At 70.9% G+C, this 16,834-nt stretch carries 14 protein-coding genes and 1 pseudogene; 5 read left to right on the top strand and 10 right to left on the bottom strand.

What is annotated here, in order from left to right; translation table 11 throughout:
* The first annotated feature begins 2 nt into the window (after window positions 1-2).
* From dacB to DEJ19_RS12330, 3 genes are read left to right on the top strand one after another with little or no spacing between them, the layout of a single operon-like run.
* The gene (gene dacB, locus DEJ19_RS12340; protein ID WP_111233406.1) at window positions 3-1,514 is read left to right on the top strand and encodes a D-alanyl-D-alanine carboxypeptidase/D-alanyl-D-alanine endopeptidase; all 1,512 of its coding nucleotides are present in this window, start codon (window positions 3-5) and stop codon (window positions 1,512-1,514) included.
* A gap of 23 nt (window positions 1,515-1,537) precedes the next feature.
* Window positions 1,538-2,158, top strand: coding sequence for an isochorismatase family protein (locus tag DEJ19_RS12335; protein WP_071404992.1), 621 nt, complete (start codon window positions 1,538-1,540; stop codon window positions 2,156-2,158).
* Complete coding sequence (locus DEJ19_RS12330; protein ID WP_111233405.1) at window positions 2,155-3,660, top strand: NAD-dependent succinate-semialdehyde dehydrogenase; 1,506 nt, start codon at window positions 2,155-2,157, stop codon at window positions 3,658-3,660. Before DEJ19_RS12335 ends, DEJ19_RS12330 begins: the two co-directional genes overlap by 4 nt.
* Before the next feature lie 58 nt (window positions 3,661-3,718).
* Here DEJ19_RS12330 and DEJ19_RS12325 read toward each other — a convergent pair whose 3' ends face one another.
* The 10 genes and pseudogenes from DEJ19_RS12325 to DEJ19_RS12280 form a co-directional block, all read right to left on the bottom strand.
* Window positions 3,719-5,572, bottom strand: coding sequence for an ABC transporter ATP-binding protein (locus tag DEJ19_RS12325; protein ID WP_111233404.1), 1,854 nt, complete (start codon window positions 5,570-5,572; stop codon window positions 3,719-3,721).
* A gap of 7 nt (window positions 5,573-5,579) precedes the next feature.
* Complete coding sequence (locus DEJ19_RS12320) at window positions 5,580-5,795, bottom strand: hypothetical protein (RefSeq protein WP_027466417.1); 216 nt, start codon at window positions 5,793-5,795, stop codon at window positions 5,580-5,582.
* Window positions 5,796-6,117: 322 nt separating this feature from the next.
* A complete protein-coding gene (locus DEJ19_RS12315) occupies window positions 6,118-7,497 on the bottom strand; it encodes an MFS transporter (RefSeq protein ID WP_111233403.1) in 1,380 nt (459 codons plus the stop codon).
* A 220-nt stretch (window positions 7,498-7,717) separates the two neighbouring features.
* Window positions 7,718-8,347: pseudogene (ribA, locus tag DEJ19_RS12310) on the bottom strand (GTP cyclohydrolase II); the annotation flags it as partial.
* Window positions 8,348-8,376: 29 nt separating this feature from the next.
* Window positions 8,377-9,465: a bifunctional diaminohydroxyphosphoribosylaminopyrimidine deaminase/5-amino-6-(5-phosphoribosylamino)uracil reductase RibD gene (gene ribD, locus DEJ19_RS12305; protein ID WP_258377409.1), complete on the bottom strand. Its 1,089-nt coding sequence runs from the start codon at window positions 9,463-9,465 to the stop codon at window positions 8,377-8,379.
* A gap of 91 nt (window positions 9,466-9,556) precedes the next feature.
* On the bottom strand, window positions 9,557-10,111 hold the full coding sequence (locus DEJ19_RS12300; RefSeq protein WP_181441550.1) for a GNAT family N-acetyltransferase: 555 nt from the start codon (window positions 10,109-10,111) through the stop codon (window positions 9,557-9,559).
* Window positions 10,112-10,113: 2 nt separating this feature from the next.
* The gene (gene trpS / locus DEJ19_RS12295; RefSeq protein WP_110863350.1) at window positions 10,114-11,124 is read right to left on the bottom strand and encodes a tryptophan--tRNA ligase; all 1,011 of its coding nucleotides are present in this window, start codon (window positions 11,122-11,124) and stop codon (window positions 10,114-10,116) included.
* Window positions 11,125-11,165: 41 nt separating this feature from the next.
* Window positions 11,166-12,008, bottom strand: a complete 843-nt coding sequence (locus DEJ19_RS12290) for an exodeoxyribonuclease III (protein ID WP_110863349.1) — start codon at window positions 12,006-12,008, stop codon at window positions 11,166-11,168.
* Window positions 12,009-12,135: 127 nt separating this feature from the next.
* Window positions 12,136-12,408, bottom strand: coding sequence for an HPr family phosphocarrier protein (locus tag DEJ19_RS12285; RefSeq protein ID WP_022905912.1), 273 nt, complete (start codon window positions 12,406-12,408; stop codon window positions 12,136-12,138).
* Window positions 12,409-12,477: 69 nt separating this feature from the next.
* On the bottom strand, window positions 12,478-13,248 hold the full coding sequence (locus DEJ19_RS12280; RefSeq protein WP_071406394.1) for a DeoR/GlpR family DNA-binding transcription regulator: 771 nt from the start codon (window positions 13,246-13,248) through the stop codon (window positions 12,478-12,480).
* Between the two features lie 251 nt (window positions 13,249-13,499).
* Here DEJ19_RS12280 and ptsP point away from each other — a divergent pair, with 251 nt between their 5' ends.
* Both ptsP and DEJ19_RS12270 read left to right on the top strand, forming a co-directional pair.
* On the top strand, window positions 13,500-15,158 hold the full coding sequence (ptsP, locus tag DEJ19_RS12275; protein ID WP_111233400.1) for a phosphoenolpyruvate--protein phosphotransferase: 1,659 nt from the start codon (window positions 13,500-13,502) through the stop codon (window positions 15,156-15,158).
* Window positions 15,159-15,226: 68 nt separating this feature from the next.
* The gene (locus DEJ19_RS12270; RefSeq protein ID WP_071406396.1) at window positions 15,227-16,783 is read left to right on the top strand and encodes a PTS mannitol transporter subunit IIBC; all 1,557 of its coding nucleotides are present in this window, start codon (window positions 15,227-15,229) and stop codon (window positions 16,781-16,783) included.
* The last annotated feature ends 51 nt before the right edge of the window (window positions 16,784-16,834 follow it).

The raw sequence follows: 16,834 nt of genomic DNA, 5'->3' as shown, positions 1-16,834 counted from the left end.
CGATGTCCGAGCAGCAGCCCACCCCGCGTTCCGTCCCGGAGCGGTTCCACGCCGCCGTCACCGCGGTGCGCGCCTCCGCCGCGCGACGCCCGGTCCCGTGGATCGCCGGTGGTCTCGCGGCGCTGCTCGTGGTCGGTTCCGGTGGGGCCGTCGCCGTCGCGGCGGCCACGACCCCGGACTCCCGGACCGCTGCGGCGCCGAGCCCGACCCGGACCGCGTCCTCGGCTCCGGACCGGACGACCACCACGAAGCGCCCGACCACGAAGCCGTCCCCCACCCCGACCCCAGATGCCCGCGCGGTGCCGGACGACCTCGCGGGTCCGTCTGCGCTCCGGACCTGCTCGATCGCGACGGCTGCGTCGGCGAGCGGCCTCGGTGACTTCGAGGGGTACGTGATGGACGCGAAGACGGGCAAGGTCCTGTTCTCGAAGCACGGCGAGCGGGCCGCCCAGACCGGCAGCGTCATGAAGACCCTGACCTCGGCGACCGCTCTCTCGGTGCTCGGGGGCGACCACCGCATCCCGACGACCGTCGCACGGGAGTCCGCGAACACCGTCGCCCTCGTCGGTCACGGCGACGCGACGCTCTCCGCCGGCGGTGGCACCGTCTACCCGGGCGCCCCGACCCTCGCCCAGCTCGCGCAGCAGGTGAAGGCGAAGGTCGGCGACACCCCGGTCACCACGATCGTCACGGACGACTCCTACTGGAGCGACGCCGACGCCTGGGACCCCACGTGGCCGGTGTCCGAGCGCACCATCGGGTACCAGCCGGAGGTCACGGCGCTCATGGTCGACGGTGACCGGGCGAACCCCGCAGCGGCGACCTCGCCCCGGTCGGAGGACCCGGTCGGACGCGCGGGCATCGCCTTCCGGACGGCACTGGCGAACGCTGGCGTCGCTGGCGCCTCGTCCGCGCAGATCGTCAAGCGGGCGACCACGGGCACCGAGACGATCGCCACGGTGTCGTCGCAGCCGGTGTCGACACTCATCGGGCAGATGATCCCGAACTCGGACAACACCCTGGCCGAGATGCTCGCCCGGGTGTCCTCGAAGGAGTCCGGCTCGAACGGCTCGGCGGCGTCGCTGTCGTCCGTGTACCAGTCGGCACTGCGCTCCTACGGCCTCGACCCGGCCGGCATCGTGATCAAGGACGGCTCGGGCGAGAGCGCCTCGAACGCCGTGTCGCCGGAGTTCGTCGCACACCTCATGGTGCAGGTCGCCTCCGGCGCGAAGGGCCTCGGCCCACTCGCGAACGCCCTGCCGGTGTCCGGCCAGTCCGGCACCCTGGCCAGCCGGTTCACCGGCGCGAACGCGGTCGCCCGTGGCAAGGTGCACGCCAAGACGGGCTGGATCGACAGCGCGAACACCCTCGGCGGCTACATCGACGCCGCCGACGGGTCGCGGCTGACCTTCGCCTTCTACGCCATCGGTTCGCCGCGTGCAGCGGCACTGCCTGCACTCGACGCGGTGACCGCCGCGACCTACTCGTGCGGGAGCAAGCTCACCGGCTCCTGAGCCGACGGGTGTTGGATGGACCCATGGCAAGAGCACTGCTCGTCGTGGACGTCCAGAACGACTTCACCGAGGGCGGTGCGCTCGCGGTCACCGGGGGAGCGGCGCTCGCGAAGCGCATCACCGCGTTCCTCGGTCGGCACGGGGACGAGTACGACCTGATCGTGGCGTCCCGCGACTGGCACCACGGCGACGACGACAACGGTGGACACTTCGCCGGACCCGACGGACCCGACTTCGTCGACACGTGGCCGGTGCACTGCGTCGCCGGCACACCCGGCGCCGATTACCACCCCGATCTCGACACCGCACTGATCGACGTCGACGTCCGCAAGGGGCAGGGCACGCCGGACTACTCGGCGTTCCAGGCCCGGACCGAGGCGGGCGTCCCGCTGGCCGAGGTGCTCGCCGAGCGCCGCGTGCACACGATCGACGTCGTCGGCATCGCCACCGACCACTGCGTCCGTGCCTCGGCGCTCGACGCCCGTGCCGCGGGCCTCGACGTCGCCGTGTACGAGGACCTGGTGGCCGGCGTCGACGTCGAGCGCAGCGCCCGGGCGCTCGACGAGATCCGGGCGGCCGGCGGACACGTCGACCGCAGCGACATGGACGAGGGCCTCGCGAACCCAGGAGGAGCACGACTGTGACCGACACCACCACGAACGAAACCACCACCACCGTCGCCGACGAGCACGTCCGCGTCGAGGGCGTCCCCACCGGACTCTTCATCGGCGGCACCTGGCGCGCCTCGTCGAGTGGGTCCACCTTCGCCGTGCACGACCCGTCGACCGGTGCCGTCCTGGCCGAGGTCGCCGACGCGACTCCCGAGGACGGCCTCGCTGCCCTCGACGCAGCCGCCGCGGCGCAGGAGTCGTGGGCAGTGACGGCCCCACGCAGGCGCTCGGACATCCTGCGCCGGGCCTTCGACCTGGTGCACGAGCACGCCGACGACCTCGCGGCCCTGATGTCGCTCGAGATGGGCAAGCCGCTGGCCGAGGCTCGCGGCGAGGTCGTCTACGGCGGCGAGTTCCTGCGGTGGTTCTCGGAGGAAGCCGTCCGCATCACCGGCGACTACCGCACGAACCCCGAGGGCACCGGCCGCGCGGTCGTGCTGAAGCGCCCGGTCGGCCCCGTGTACGCGATCACCCCGTGGAACTTCCCGCTCGCGATGGCGACGCGGAAGATCGGCCCGGCCCTGGCCGCCGGCTGCACGGTGGTCGCGAAGCCGGCCGATCTCACCCCGCTGACGACCCTGTTCCTGGTCGAGCTGTTCCGCCGTGCCGGGCTGCCGGACGGCGTGCTCAACGTGATCCCGTCGAGTGACGCCAAGGGACTGTCCGAGCCGATCATCGCCGACCCGCGCCTGCGGAAGCTGACGTTCACCGGTTCGACCCCGGTCGGTTCGGCGTTGCTCAAGCAGGCGGCGGACAACGTGCTCAAGACGAGCATGGAGCTCGGTGGCAACGCTCCGCTGCTCGTGTTCGACGACGCCGACCTCGACGAGGCGGTGGACGCGGCGATGCTCGCGAAGTTCCGGAACACGGGCGAGGCCTGCACCGCGGCGAACCGGTTCTTCGTGCAGGACGGCATCGCCGACGCGTTCGTCGCGGCCCTCACGGCGAAGGTGGACGCCCTGCGCGTCGGCCGGGGCACCGAAGACGGCACGACGCTCGGACCGCTCATCGACGACCGTGCCGTGGACAAGGCCGCCTCGCTCGTCGACGACGCCCTCGGCCGCGGTGCCCGGCTCGTCACCGGCGGCCACCGGATCGACCGCCCGGGCACGTTCTACGAGGCAACGGTGATCGACGACGTGCAGCCCGGTTCGGAGATCATGACGACGGAGATCTTCGGACCGGTCGCCTCGGTCACGCGCTTCAGCACCGAGGACGAGGGGATCCGGCTCGCGAACGACACCGAGTACGGGCTCATCGCCTACGCGTTCACGACCGACTTCCGGCGCGGCCAGCGGCTCGCCGAGCGCCTGGAGACGGGGATGCTCGGGCTGAACACGGGCGTCGTGTCGAACGCGGCGTTCCCGTTCGGCGGCGTGAAGTCCTCCGGCCTCGGCCGTGAGGGCTCGCACGAGGGCATCGAGGAGTACCTCGAGACCGTCTACGTGCTGACGCCGGACCCCTTCGCCGCCTGACCCTGAGCCGCCGCCTGGATCCACGGTACGGCCGCGGTGCCCGCGGCCGTACCGGCACTCACACCAGCAGCTGGTGCTTCGCCAGGTCGCGGTAGAGCGGCGTCGACTCCACGAGCTCGGAGTGCGTGCCGCTGCCGACCACCCGGCCGTGCTCGAGCACGACGATCACGTCGGAGTCGACCACCGTCGACAACCGGTGGGCGATCACGAGCAGGGTGCGGTCCTCGGCGACGGCGTCGATCGCGAGCCGCATCTTCTGCTCGTTGACGCCGTCGAGTGACGACGTCGACTCGTCGAGCAGCAGGATCGGGGGAGCGGCGAGCAGCGCGCGGGCGATGGCCAGGCGCTGCCGTTCCCCACCGGAGAGCATCACGCCGTCCTCACCGACCTGCGCGTCGAGACCGCGGGGATCGCGGTGCATGACCTCGCCGAGGTTGACCGCCTCGAGCACCCGGACGCAGTCGTCCTCGGTGGCGTTCGGCGACCCGAGCAGCAGGTTGGCGCGGATCGTGCCGGCGAGCACGGGGGCGTCCTGCTCGACGTAGCCGATCTGAGCCCGGAGCTCGTCGCGGTCCATGCCGCGGACGTCGATGCCACCCAGGCGGATCACGCCGTCGGTGGGGTCGTAGAACCGCTCGATGAGCGCCAGGGTCGTCGACTTGCCGGCACCGGACGGACCCACGAGTGCGACTCGCGAGCCGCGGGGCACCCGGAACGACACGTCGTGGAGCACCACGTCGTCGGCCGGGCGCTCGTCGTCGACGCGATCCGGGCCTCCTGGACGGTCCGCGGGGTCGGACGCGACCGCGCCGTCGGCACCCGAGGCGTCCGCCTGGGCGCGGTACCGGAACGAGACGTGCTCGAACGCGATGGCGTCGTCGGTGGCGACCGCCGCGGCGGGCCGGACCGACTCGTCGTCCTGGGACTCGATCGGCAGGTGCAGGATCTCCTCGATCCGGCCGAGCGCGCCGAGCGCCTGGGCGACGGCCACTGCCGCGCCCATCGCCTGGCCGAGCGGCATGATCATCATGAAGAGCAGCAGGATGAACGTGATGAGCGTCGCGATGGTGATGGTGCCGGCCGCGACCTGTGCCCCGCCGACGCCCAGGACGGCGATGAACGCGACCTGCATGACGATGCTCGCGACGGGGACGACGAAGGCGGACATCTTGGCGATGTCGAGGCCGCGCTTGTAGGCCTCGGTCGCGTGGCCGTCGACCTCGCGCACCTCGCGTGCGGTGGCGCCGGCCGCACGGATCGTGCGGACCGCGCCGATCCCGCGTTCGACGGCGGCGGTGAGGTCGCCGACCTTCTCCTGCGCACGCTTCGAGGCGACCCGGATGCGACGGCTCAGCCCGCCGACGACGACGATGGCGATCAGGACGATCACGATCACGATGCCGAGCAGCAGCGGGTCGATGATCGCCATCGCGACGATGGCGCCGATGAACGTGAGCGCGCCGCCGATCGACTCGATCAGCCCCTGGGTCAGGACGGCACGCAGGAGCGTGGTGTCGCTGCCGACGCGGGACACCAGGTCGCCGGTGCGCCGCGTGTCGAACTCCGAGATCGGCAGGTTGAGGATGCGGGCGATGAGCTTGCGGCGGGTGGAGAGCACGACGCCCTCGCCCGCGCGCTGCAGCAGGAAGTGCTGCACGCCGTTCAGCACCCCCGCGACGATGACGAGCCCGACCAGCAGCCACACGAGCGTGCTGAGGGTGTTGCCCTGCTGCACCGCGGTGATGACCTGGTTGACCAGGAGCGGCTGCGCGAGCGAGGCCCCCGCCCCGAGGACGCTCAGCACGATGATCACGACCATCGCGGGCTTGTTCTCGAACAGGTAGGACAGCAGGCGACCGAACGTGGCGCGGGGGCCGTCGGAGGTCTTCGGGCGTGCGAAGGGGAAGCTCATCGTGTTCCTAGTTTCTGCCGTACTTCTTGTGCACTGCCTGTCGACTGACACCGAGCAGCGTCGCGATCTCCTGCCACGAGGCGCCGGCGGTGCGGGCACGTCGCGCGGCGAGCTCTTCGGTCCGGTCGAGTTCACGGCGGAGTTCCCGCACGTTGGCGAGGGCGGAGAACGGGTCGTCCCCTGATGCTCCGGCCGCGAGGCTCGTGATGGTCGGTCGGTCCATGGGTGTCAACCTACATTGACGCACCGACATTCGTCAACCTGCGTTGACGGCGCGAGCCGTGCAGCATCGGGTGCGCAGACGCCGGCGTCTTCGTTCGACGCCGCCACGCGCGCGAGACGCCGCCGAATCCGGCGGCGTCTCGACGGGCATGCGGCGTCCCGCTGACACGACGGCGTGTTGCGCGGGGCGAGGCGCGCACACGACGGACGGGAGGCCCGGTGCCAGCTGGCACCCCTCCCTCGCAGGCTCGGTCGGCGCACCCCGCGCAACGCTTCGCGTCGCTGCTGAGCGGGGTGCGCCCGTCCCGCGGATGCGTCGCCGATCAGGCGTCGGCGATGTCCTTCGACTTCGTCTCGCGCACGAAGAGCAGCGCGACCAGCGTCACGACCGCGGCGATCGTCAGGTACAGGCCGACCAGGAAGATGTCGCCGTCCGGCTTCCAGAGCGCCAGTGCAATGGTCGGGGCGAGCGACGCACCGAGGATCGACGCGACGTTGTACGCGATTGCCGAGCCGGTGTACCGGACGTTCGTCGGGAACAGCTCGGGCAGCAGCGCACCCATCGGACCGAAGGTCAGCCCCATCAGCGAGAGCCCGACGATGAGGAAGGTCACCACGGTGATCGGGCCGCTCGACGCCGCGAACCAGAACTGGAACGTCAGGCCGAACAGCGCGATGCCGATCGTGGTCGGGATGAGGATCTTGCGGCGGCCGAACTTGTCGGCGAGCAGCCCCGCGATCGGGGTGAAGATGCCGAAGAACACGACGCCGATCATGAGCAGGGTCAGGAACTCGCCACGGGTGTACCCGAGGCCGACCTTCGGGACGAGTGCGCTGGCCTCGGAGCCTGTCGTGCCGTACGACAGGGTGAACGTCGTCATGAAGTAGAAGAGCACGTACGTGGCGACCATGCCGAACGTGCCGACGATGACGGCCCGCCACGAGGTGCGGAACACCCGGCCGAGCGGGACCTTCGCGACCGTGCCGGACTCCTGCACACCGCGGAACACCGGCGACTCGACGAGCTTGAAGCGCACGTAGAGACCGATGATGACGAGCACGGCGGAGAGCAGGAACGGGATGCGCCAGCCCCACGCCTGGAAGTCGGCGTTCGGGGTGCCGTCGGCACCGGCGGGCATCGCCGCGTTGATCGCGATGAACAGGCCGTTCGCGAGCAGGAAGCCGATCGGGGCACCGAGCTGCGGCATCGAGCCGAACACGCCGCGCTTGCCCTTCGGTGCGTTCTCGGTCGCGAGCAGGGCCGCACCGGACCACTCGCCACCGAGCCCGACGCCCTGGGCGAAGCGCATCACGGCGAGCAGGACCGGGGCCCAGACCCCGATGGTGTCGAACGTCGGCAGGCAGCCGATCAGGAACGTGGCGGTGCCCATCACGAGCAGCGACGCGACGAGGGTGGTCTTGCGGCCGATCCGGTCACCGAAGTGCCCGAAGATGATCGACCCGACCGGCCGGGCGAAGAACGCCAGGGCGAAGGTGACGAAGGACGACAGCTGCGAGGCCGTCGGGTCCTCGTTCGGGAAGAACAGCGTCGGGAAGACGAGCACCGCGGCGGTCGCGTAGACGTAGAAGTCGTAGAACTCGATCGACGTGCCGACGAGGCTCGCGATGACGACGCGGGAGCGCGGGTTGCCGGCGGGTGCCGGAGCGGAGGTGGGGGTTGCGGGTGCCGGGGCGGCGGTCATGACAGGGCGGGGTCTTCCGTGCTGCGTGCTCCCGACGGGGAACACGAGGATCCGAAACGGCGGACACCGATCGGTTCGCGCGGGGTGGCGCGGGCACCGATCGGGTGCGTTCGGCTGAGAGGGGACCGCTTGTGACGGAAGCCCGATCATACGACAGATGTCGTCTGCCTGCGAATCAGCCCAGAGTCAGCTGGCCGCAGCGTCCGTCGTCGGCGCGCGCTCAGGCGCCCGCGCCGGCCCCGGCTTCGAGGTGCTCCGGCAGCTGGTGGCCCATCCGGTCGCGCTTGGTGTCCAGGTACCCGGCGTTCTGTGCCGAGATGCCCACGACGAGCGGCACGAGGGAGTCGACGGTGATGCCGTGCTCCTCGAGCTGGCGGCGCTTCTCCGGGTTGTTGGACAGCAGCCGGACGCGGGTGATGCCGAGGTCGGCGAGGATGCCCGCGGCGCCGCCGTAGGCGCGGGAGTCGGCGGGCAGACCGAGCGCGAGGTTGGCGTCGAGGGTGTCGAGACCGTCCTCTTGCAGGCGGTAGGCCTTGAGCTTGTTGATGAGACCGATGCCACGGCCCTCCTGCCCGCGCAGGTAGATGACCACGCCGCCCTCGGCCGCGATCGTGTCGAGCGCGGCGTCGAGCTGGGGGCCGCACTCGCACTTCAGCGACCCGAAGGCCTCACCGGTCAGGCACTCGGAGTGCACCCGGACGAGTGCGCCGTCGGTGGGCATCGAGCCGTCCGGCAGGGTGCCGATGATCGCGACGTGCTCCGCGCTCGTCACGAGGTCGCGGTAGGCGCGCATCTGGAAGGTGCCGTGGGTGGTCGGCACGTTCGTCGACACCTCGAACTTGACCGGGCTCCCCGGCGTGGGGGAGGTCAGCGCATCGGTCATGGGGTGCTCCGGTCGTTCGTGGGCCCGTCGTTCCCGAGCCCGGGTGTCGCGTGCTGCTGCTGCTGGCGGTCGTGCTGGTGCTGGTTCTGGTGTTGCGGACGGTGCGGTCGGGCTCGGACCAGCAGGTCGGGGCCGAGGCTGGTGGTCGATAGTACGTCCAACCGCCGACGGTCGGAGATGCTTCCCACGCCCAGGTCGTCGAGGGCGACCCGGGGTCCGCCGAGCAGCACCGGGGCGATGTACACCAGGTACTCGTCGACGAGTCCGGCGGCGATGAGCGCCGAGGCGACCGTGGGGCCACCCTCGACGAACACCGAGTGCACGCCGTGCCCGCGCAGGGCACCGAGCGAGGTGGCCAGGTCGTGTCCGGGCAGGGTGACGAGCCCCCGCGGGTGCCGACGGACCGCGGCGTCGGCCGGCACCGGGCGGTCGCCGAGCACCACGGCGAGCGGCTGGTCGGCGAGCAGTTCGCCGGCGTCCCCGCGCGCGGTCAGGCTCGGGTCGTCGGCCAGGACGGTGCCGGTGCCGACGAGGATCGCGTCGTGGGCTGCGCGCTGTTCGTGCACGTGCTGCCGTGCGGCGGCGCCGGTGATCCACTTGCTCGTGCCGTCGGCAGCGGCGGCGCGCCCGTCCAGACTGGACGCCCACTTCACGGTGACCCACGGTCGGCCGAGCCGGACCGAGAGCAGCCAGCGTTCGAGGAACGCCTCGGCCTGGGCGGCCAGGACGCCGGAGACGACCTGGACCCCGGCGGCGCGGAGTCGGTCGGCGCCGCCGTGCACGTCGGCGCCGGGGTCGTCGATCGCGTACACGACCCGGGCGATCCCCGCGTCGAGCAGGGCCACGGCGCACGGCCCGGTGCGGCCGACGTGGTTGCAGGGTTCGAGGGTGACGACCGCCGTGGCACCGCGCAGCAGTGCCGGGTCGACCTTGGCCATCGCGTCGACCTCGGCGTGCGGTGTGCCGGCGCCCTTGTGCCACCCCTCGGCGAGGACCTCACCGGTGGGGGCGAGGATCACGGCGCCGACGCGGGCGTGGTCGCCGACGACGGGCCCGAGGGCCGCGAGTTCGAGCCCGCGGCGCATCGCCCGGACCTCGGTGGGTCGTGCCGTGTCGCTCACGGGCCGAGCCTACCGGCGGCGGTTGGGTGACACGTCACCACGGATGTGAGCGCGTTCAGGCGACGGGCCAGGGGAGCGCGGAGGCTGGGGTGCCGTCGGCGCGTCGCAGTGCGGTCCACGCCGTGGTCGGGCCGCCGTCCCGGTCCGGCACCCGTGCTGCGCCGAGGCCCGTGAACGAGAACCCGGCCGCACGGGCGACCGCTGCCGACGCTGCGTTGCCCTCGTAGCACTCCCAGTAGACGTCCGGCGCGCCCTGCTCGAACGCCCAGTCGACGACGAGCCGGACAGCGTCGTGCATGAGTCCGGCACCGCGCGCGGACGGTGCGAGCCAGAACCCGAGGTCACGGCCGGCGGTGCGGTAGCTGATGATGCCCGCGAGCCACGTCGAACCGGCCGGTCGGATCGCCCAGGTGTACTCGCGGTCCGATGCCCACCCCGGTCCGACCAGGGCGTCGACGAAGGTCCGGGCGTCCTGCTCGCGGTACGGCGTCGGCACCGTCGTCCACCGGACGATCTCCGGGTCCTGGCAGGCCTCGGTGATCGCCGCGGTGTCGGCGCGGGTGGGCAGGTCGAGCCGGACCCGCGCCGACTCGAGGGTGACGGGCTGCACGGTCAGCCGCGCGACCGCGGGACGAACCCGATGCGGTCGTAGACGCGGGCCAGGGTCTCCTGCGCGATCGACTCGGCGCGGTCGGCGCCGACGGCGAGCAGCCGGTCGAGCTCCGCCGGGTCGTCGAGCAGTTCGAGCGTGCGGGCGCGGACCGGTTCGAGCTCGGCCACGACGGCGTCGGCGACCTCGCCCTTCAGGTCGCCGTAGCCCTTTCCGGCGAACGACTCCTCGAGCGCAGTGATCGAGGTGCCGGTGAACGCCGACAGGATCGTCAGCAGGTTCGTCACACCGGGCTTCGTCTGGCGGTCGGCCCGGATCTCACGCTCGGCGTCGGTGACGGCCGACTTGATCTTCTTCGCGGTGCGCTTCGGGTCGTCGAGCAGACGGATGAGGCCGTTGTCCGACGCTGCGGACTTGCTCATCTTGCTGGTCGGGTCCTGCAGGTCGTAGATGCGCGCGGTCTCGGTCAGGATGCGTGCCTCGGGCGTGACGAAGGTGTCGCCGAACCGCGAGTTGAAGCGTCCGGCCAGGTCGCGCGTGAGTTCGACGTGCTGGCGCTGGTCGTCCCCGACCGGCACGACCTTGGTGTCGTAGAGCAGGATGTCCGCGGCCATCAGGATCGGGTAGGTGAAGAGCCCGACCGACGCGGCCTCGGCGCCCTGGCGTGCCGACTTGTCCTTGAACTGGGTCATCCGGCTCGCCTCGCCGAAGCCGGTCAGGGTGTTCAGCACCCAGGCGAGTTCGGCGTGCGCGGGCACGTGCGACTGCACGAACAGCGTCGCCTTGGACGGGTCGATGCCCGACGCGATGTACTGCGCAGCGGTGGCCCGGGTGTTCGCGCGGAGCTCGGCCGGGTCCTGCGGCGAGGTGATGGCGTGCATGTCGACGACGCAGTAGATGGCGTCGTAGTCGTCGAGCAGGGTCCTCCACTGCATGAGCGCCCCGACGTAGTTGCCGAGGTGCAGCGATCCGGCGGACGGCTGGATGCCCGAGAAGATGCGGGTCTTGGTCATGGTGGTGCTCCGGTGCGTCAGGTGAAGCGAGAGAAGAGGGGTCAGAGTTCGTAGTCGACGACCACGGGGGCGTGGTCGGACCATCGCTGGTCGTACGCCGCGGCGCGGTCGACCGTGTACTCCGTGACCTTGGCGGCCAGGTCGGGCGTCGCCATCTGGTAGTCGATGCGCCAGCCGGTGTCGTTGTCGAAGGCCTGACCGCGCCACGACCACCACGTGAACGGGCCGTCGACGTCGCCGGCCTGGGCACGACCCACGTCGACCCATCCGAGGCCGGGACCCGTGGAGCCGTCGGCGCCCTCGACCGGTTCGCCGTCGGCGCCGAAGAACCGCGAGAAGTAGGCGCGCTCGCGCGGCAGGAAGCCAGCTCGCTTGACGTTGCCCTTCCAGTTCTTGATGTCGCGCTCGTCGTGCCCGACGTTCAGGTCACCGACGACGACCGCGAGCGGGTTGTGCGCCCGGAGTGCCGGCAGCCGCTCGGTCATGGCGTCGAGGAACTTCCACTTCTCGTCCTGCTTCGGGGTGTCGACCTCGCCCGAGTGCACGTAGGTGGAGACCACCGTGACGGTCGTCCCGCCGATCTCGTAGTCGGCCTCGAGCCAGCGGCCGGCCGAGTCGAAGTCGTCCGGGCCGAGCGCGACGCGGTGGATCTGGGCGGAGTGTCGGGATGCGATCGCGACGCCGGCCCGGCCCTTCGCGGTCGCCGGGTCGTGCACGATGTCCCACTCGTCGCCGAGCAGCGCCGCCAGGTCGTCGCTCGACGCGCGCACCTCCTGCAGGGCCAGCACGTCGACGTCGCGGGTGGCGAGCCAGTCGCCCATGCCCTTGCGGAAGGCGGCGCGGACGCCGTTCACGTTGACGGATGCGAGGCGCAGGCGTGTCATGCAGAACACCTTATCGGCGGGTGCCGACAGCCCTGGACGCCCCCACGGACGCACGGGAGGCACGGTGCCAGCTGGCACCGTGCCTCCCGTCCGTCTGGTGGTCGCGTGCAGGACGCGACCTGCGCGATCAGGCCGCGTCGTGGTCCGTCTTGAGGAACTCGACCAGGCTGTCCGCGGTGGTCTCGGCGTCGTCGCCCGAGACGGTGAGGGTGACCTCGTCGCCGTTCTCGATACCGAGCCCGAGCAGGGCGAGGATGCTGCCGGCGTTCCCGGACTTGTCGCCCTTGGCGATCGTGACCTGGTGCCCCGACGCCGTCACGGTCTGGACGAAGAGGGATGCGGGGCGAGCGTGCAGGCCGGATGCGCTGGCGACGGTCACGGTGCGGGTGGCTTCGGACATCGATGTACTCCTGTCGATGGGTGGTTGGCTCATGCTAGCGAGCACTGGGTGGGCGGGGACGGGGCGCGGTCAGGGTCGGCCGGGCCAGAAGACCTCGGTGCCGGCGGCCTCGACCTCGCGGACCAGGTCGAGGTTGACGGCGGGGTCGGTGATGATCGTGTCGATCGCTGCGAGCGGGGCGACGCGACCGAACTCCTCGCGGCCGAACTTGGTGTGGTCGGCGAGCAGGATGCTCCGTCGTGCGGACTTGATCATGGCGCTCTTCACGGCGGCCTCGGCCATGTTGTGGGTCGTCAGGCCGCGCTCCGGCGTGATGCCGTTGATGCTGATGAAGGCGACGTCGACGCTGACCATGCCGATGAGCTGGTGCGTCCAGGTGCCGACCCCGGCCAGGGAGTCGCTGCGGATGTTGCCGCCGAGCAGGTGCAGGTCGATGCCCGGGCGGTTCGCGACGGCGGTGGCGACGGGGAGCGAGTGCGTGACGACCGTCAGCCCGCGGTCGGTCGGCAGCAGCTCGGCCAGGCAGATGGTCGAGGTGCCGGCGTCGATCATGATCGAGCCGTTCTCGGGCAGTTCGGCCAGGGCGGCCTCGGCGATGACCATCTTCTCGGTCTGGTTGATGCCGCCACGGTCGCCGACGCCGGGGTGCAGGGTGATCCGCTCGACGGGGATCGCACCGCCGTGCGCACGACGGACGAGGCCGCGGCGTTCCAGGCTCGTCAGGTCGCGGCGGATGGTCTCGGGCGTGACGGCGAGCGACTCGGCCAGGTCCTTGACGTCCACCCGGCCCTGCGCGCGCGCCTGCTCGACGATGCGCTGGTGGCGTTCTGGTGCGTACATCGGACCTCGTCGTCTCGGGTCGGAACGGAACGGACATGCTCGGGCACGACATCCGCGATGTCGTCCCCTGCGTTCGATCCGCCAGACGCAAACGGGCATCTGTTTCTGCATTTTTATCCCCGGATGTGTTTGTTTGTCAACGCGAAGCGGGGTAGTGTGCTGATCAGCCGCACGGGCGTGGTCTGTTCCCGTGTCGTGTGCACCGAACGATCCACCCCACCGCAAGCGCGTGTGAGATGAAGGAGTCTCGAATGTCCGAACTGCTCGGCACCGGCGTCGGCCGTGGCGTTGCCCACGGCCCCGTGCTCCGGATGGCTGACCCGCTCGGTGAACCGTCGAAGGACGCCCTGGTGGGCTCGGCCGACGACGCGAAGCAGGCCGTGCACGACGCACTGGCCGCCGTGGCGGACGACCTCAACAAGCGCGGACAGCTCGCCGGTGGCGACGCCCAGGCCGTGCTCGAGGCCCAGGCGCTCATGGCGCAGGACCCGACGCTCCTCGACGACGTGCACACCCGCATCGACGGTGGCATCAACGCCGAGCGCGCCGTGTACGAAGCGTTCGCCCAGTTCCGCGACCTGCTCGTCGGCATGGGCGGCTACATGGGGGAGCGCGCGGCCGACCTCGACGACGTCGCCCAGCGCATCATCGCCAAGCTCCGCGGCGTGCACGCCCCCGGCGTCCCCGAGTCGGACACTCCCTTCGTCCTCGTCGCCCGCGACCTCGCCCCGGCGGACACCGCGCTGCTCGACCTCGAGAAGGTCCTGGCGCTCGTCACCCGTGACGGCGGCCCGACCTCGCACACCGCGATCCTCGCCCGCGCCAAGGGCATCACCGCCATCGTCGGCGTGACCGGTGCCGACGACCTGGCCGACGGCCAGTCCGTCGTCGTGGACGCCATCGCCGGCACGGTCGTCACCGACCCCGACGCCGCACTCGTCGCGGACGTCGAGCGTCGCATCGCCGACCGTCTCGCCGCCGCAGCGGCACCGCTCACCGCCGGTGCCCTCGCCGACGGCCACGTCGTGCCCCTGCTCGCGAACCTCGGCAGCCCCGCCGACGCCGCCGGGGCCGTTGCTCTCGGTGCGGAGGGCGTGGGGCTCTTCCGCACCGAGTTCCTCTTCCTCGACTCGCCGAAGGCCCCCACGGTCGACGAGCAGACCGAGTCGTACCGCCAGCTGCTCGCGGCGTTCCCCGGCAAGAAGGTCGTCGTGCGCGCGCTCGACGCCGGCGCCGACAAGCCCCTGCCGTTCCTCACCGACAAGGACGAGGAGAACCCGGCCCTCGGTCGCCGCGGCCTGCGTGCCCTGCGGAACCACCCAGAGGTGCTGCGCGACCAGCTCACCGCGCTCGCGCAGGCCGACGCCGCGACCGAGGCCGACCTGTGGGTCATGGCCCCGATGGTCGCCGACGCCGAGGAGACCGAGTACTTCGTCACCCTGGCCCGTGAACTCGGCATCCGCACCGCGGGTGTCATGGCCGAGGTGCCGTCGCTCGCGCTGATGGCCGAGCAGGTGTTCCAGAACGCCGACTTCGTGTCGATCGGCACGAACGACCTGACCCAGTACACGATGGCCGCCGACCGCATGCTCGGCACCGTCGCGTCGTACCAGGACCCGTGGCACCCCGCCGTCCTGCGCCTCGTCGCGCAGCTCGGTTCCGCGGGCGCCACCGCCGGCAAGGCCGTCGGGATCTGCGGTGAGGCAGCAGCCGACCCGCTGCTCGCCGTCGTCCTGGTCGGTCTCGGCGCCACGACCCTCTCCATGACCCCCGCGGCCCTGGCCGACGTGCGCGCCGAACTCGGTCGCTACACGCTCGAACAGGCCCGCGAGATGGCGACGGCGGCACTCGCCGCGAGCACGGCGGCGGCCGCGAAGTCCGCCGCCGCGGCCGCGGTGCACGCCGCCTGAGCCAGCACCCCCAGCACCACCCCGCCCAGCACCACGCAGCAGCTCCACCACACAGAAAGTCACCGCACATGACAACGTCGTCCGTTGCAGCGCCCGACGCACCCGCGAAGTCGCGGGGCGGCGCACGCGTCGCCGTTCAGAAGTTCGGCACGTTCCTCTCCGGCATGGTCATGCCCAACATCGCGATCTTCATCGCGTGGGGCATCATCACGGCCTTCTTCATCGAGACCGGGTGGACGCCCGTCGGCGTCCTCGGTGGGTTCGGTGAGACGGCCGGCGTCGCCAACCCCGGCCTCGTCGGCCCGATCCTGACCTACCTCATCCCGCTCGCGATCGCCATCCAGGGCGGCCGGATGATCTACGACACCCGCGGTGCCGTCGTCGGGTCGATCATGACCATGGGTGTGATCATCGGTGCCTCCGGCACCACGATGATCCTCGGCGCGATGATTTGTGGCCCGCTCGGTGCCTACCTGATCAAGCAGATCGACCGGATCTGGGACGGCAAGATCAAGCCCGGCTTCGAGATGCTCGTCAACAACTACGCAGCCGGGATCCTGGGCTTCGTCCTCGCGATGATCGGGTTCTTCTGGCTCGCGCCGCTGTTCAAGCTCATCGCCGAGGGCCTCGGCTCCGCGGTGGACTTCCTCGTGCAGCACTCGCTCCTGCCGCTCGCCAGCGTCATCATCGAGCCGGCGAAGGTCTTCTTCCTGAACAACGCCATCAACCACGGTGTGCTCGACCAGCTCGGTGCGGCGCAGGTCGCCGAGTCGGGCAAGTCGATCCTGTTCCTGCTCGAGGCGAACCCCGGCCCCGGCCTCGGTCTGCTGCTCGCCTTCACCTTCTTCGGTGTCGGCATCGCCCGCTCGACCGCTCCCGGCGCGATCATCATCCAGTTCTTCGGTGGCATCCACGAGATCTACTTCCCGTACGTGCTGCAGAAGCCGATCCTGTTCATCGCGGTCATCCTCGGTGGTGCCACGGGTGTCGCCACGAACGTCGCGTTCCAGTCCGGCCTCGTCGCCCCGGCGTCGCCCGGCTCGATCTTCGCGGTGCTCGGCGCCACGGAGCGCAACAGCTTCCTCGGCGTGATCCTGTCGGTCATCCTGTCCGCCGCGGTGTCGTTCGCGGTCTCGTCCTTCTTCCTCCTCGCCAGCCGCAAGCGCGACCTGGCGAACGGTGGCGGTGACATGAGCGCCGCCATGGCGAAGCTCCAGGCGAACAAGGGCCGCGACGTCAACTCGGCGACCGCCGGCCTGCTCGGCAACAACTCCCCGGCCAACGAGGAAGAGGCCGAGGCCTCCCTCGGCGGCGTCGGCTCGGCCAGCACGGCGACGGCGACGAAGGTCCAGAACCTCGTCTTCGCCTGCGACGCCGGCATGGGCTCGAGTGCGATGGGCGCCAGCGTCCTGCGCAACAAGATCAAGAAGGCGGGCATCGAAGGGGTCACGGTCTCCAACAAGGCGATCGCGAACCTGTCCGGTGACGAGGACCTGATCATCACGCAGGAAGAACTGACGGACCGCGCGAAGCAGAAGAACCCGAACGCACAGCACGTGTCGGTCGGCAACTTCATGAACGCTCCGCAGTACGACCAGGTCGTCGAGCAGCTGAAGAACCAGTAACGCCACAACCAGTAACGAAGTGCAGTATCGGAGGGGACGGGGCTGACCCGT

This window comes from Curtobacterium sp. MCSS17_016 (assembly GCF_003234255.2).
GTDB lineage: Bacteria > Actinomycetota > Actinomycetes > Actinomycetales > Microbacteriaceae > Curtobacterium > Curtobacterium flaccumfaciens.
This window is presented reverse-complemented; position numbering and strand designations above follow the sequence as displayed.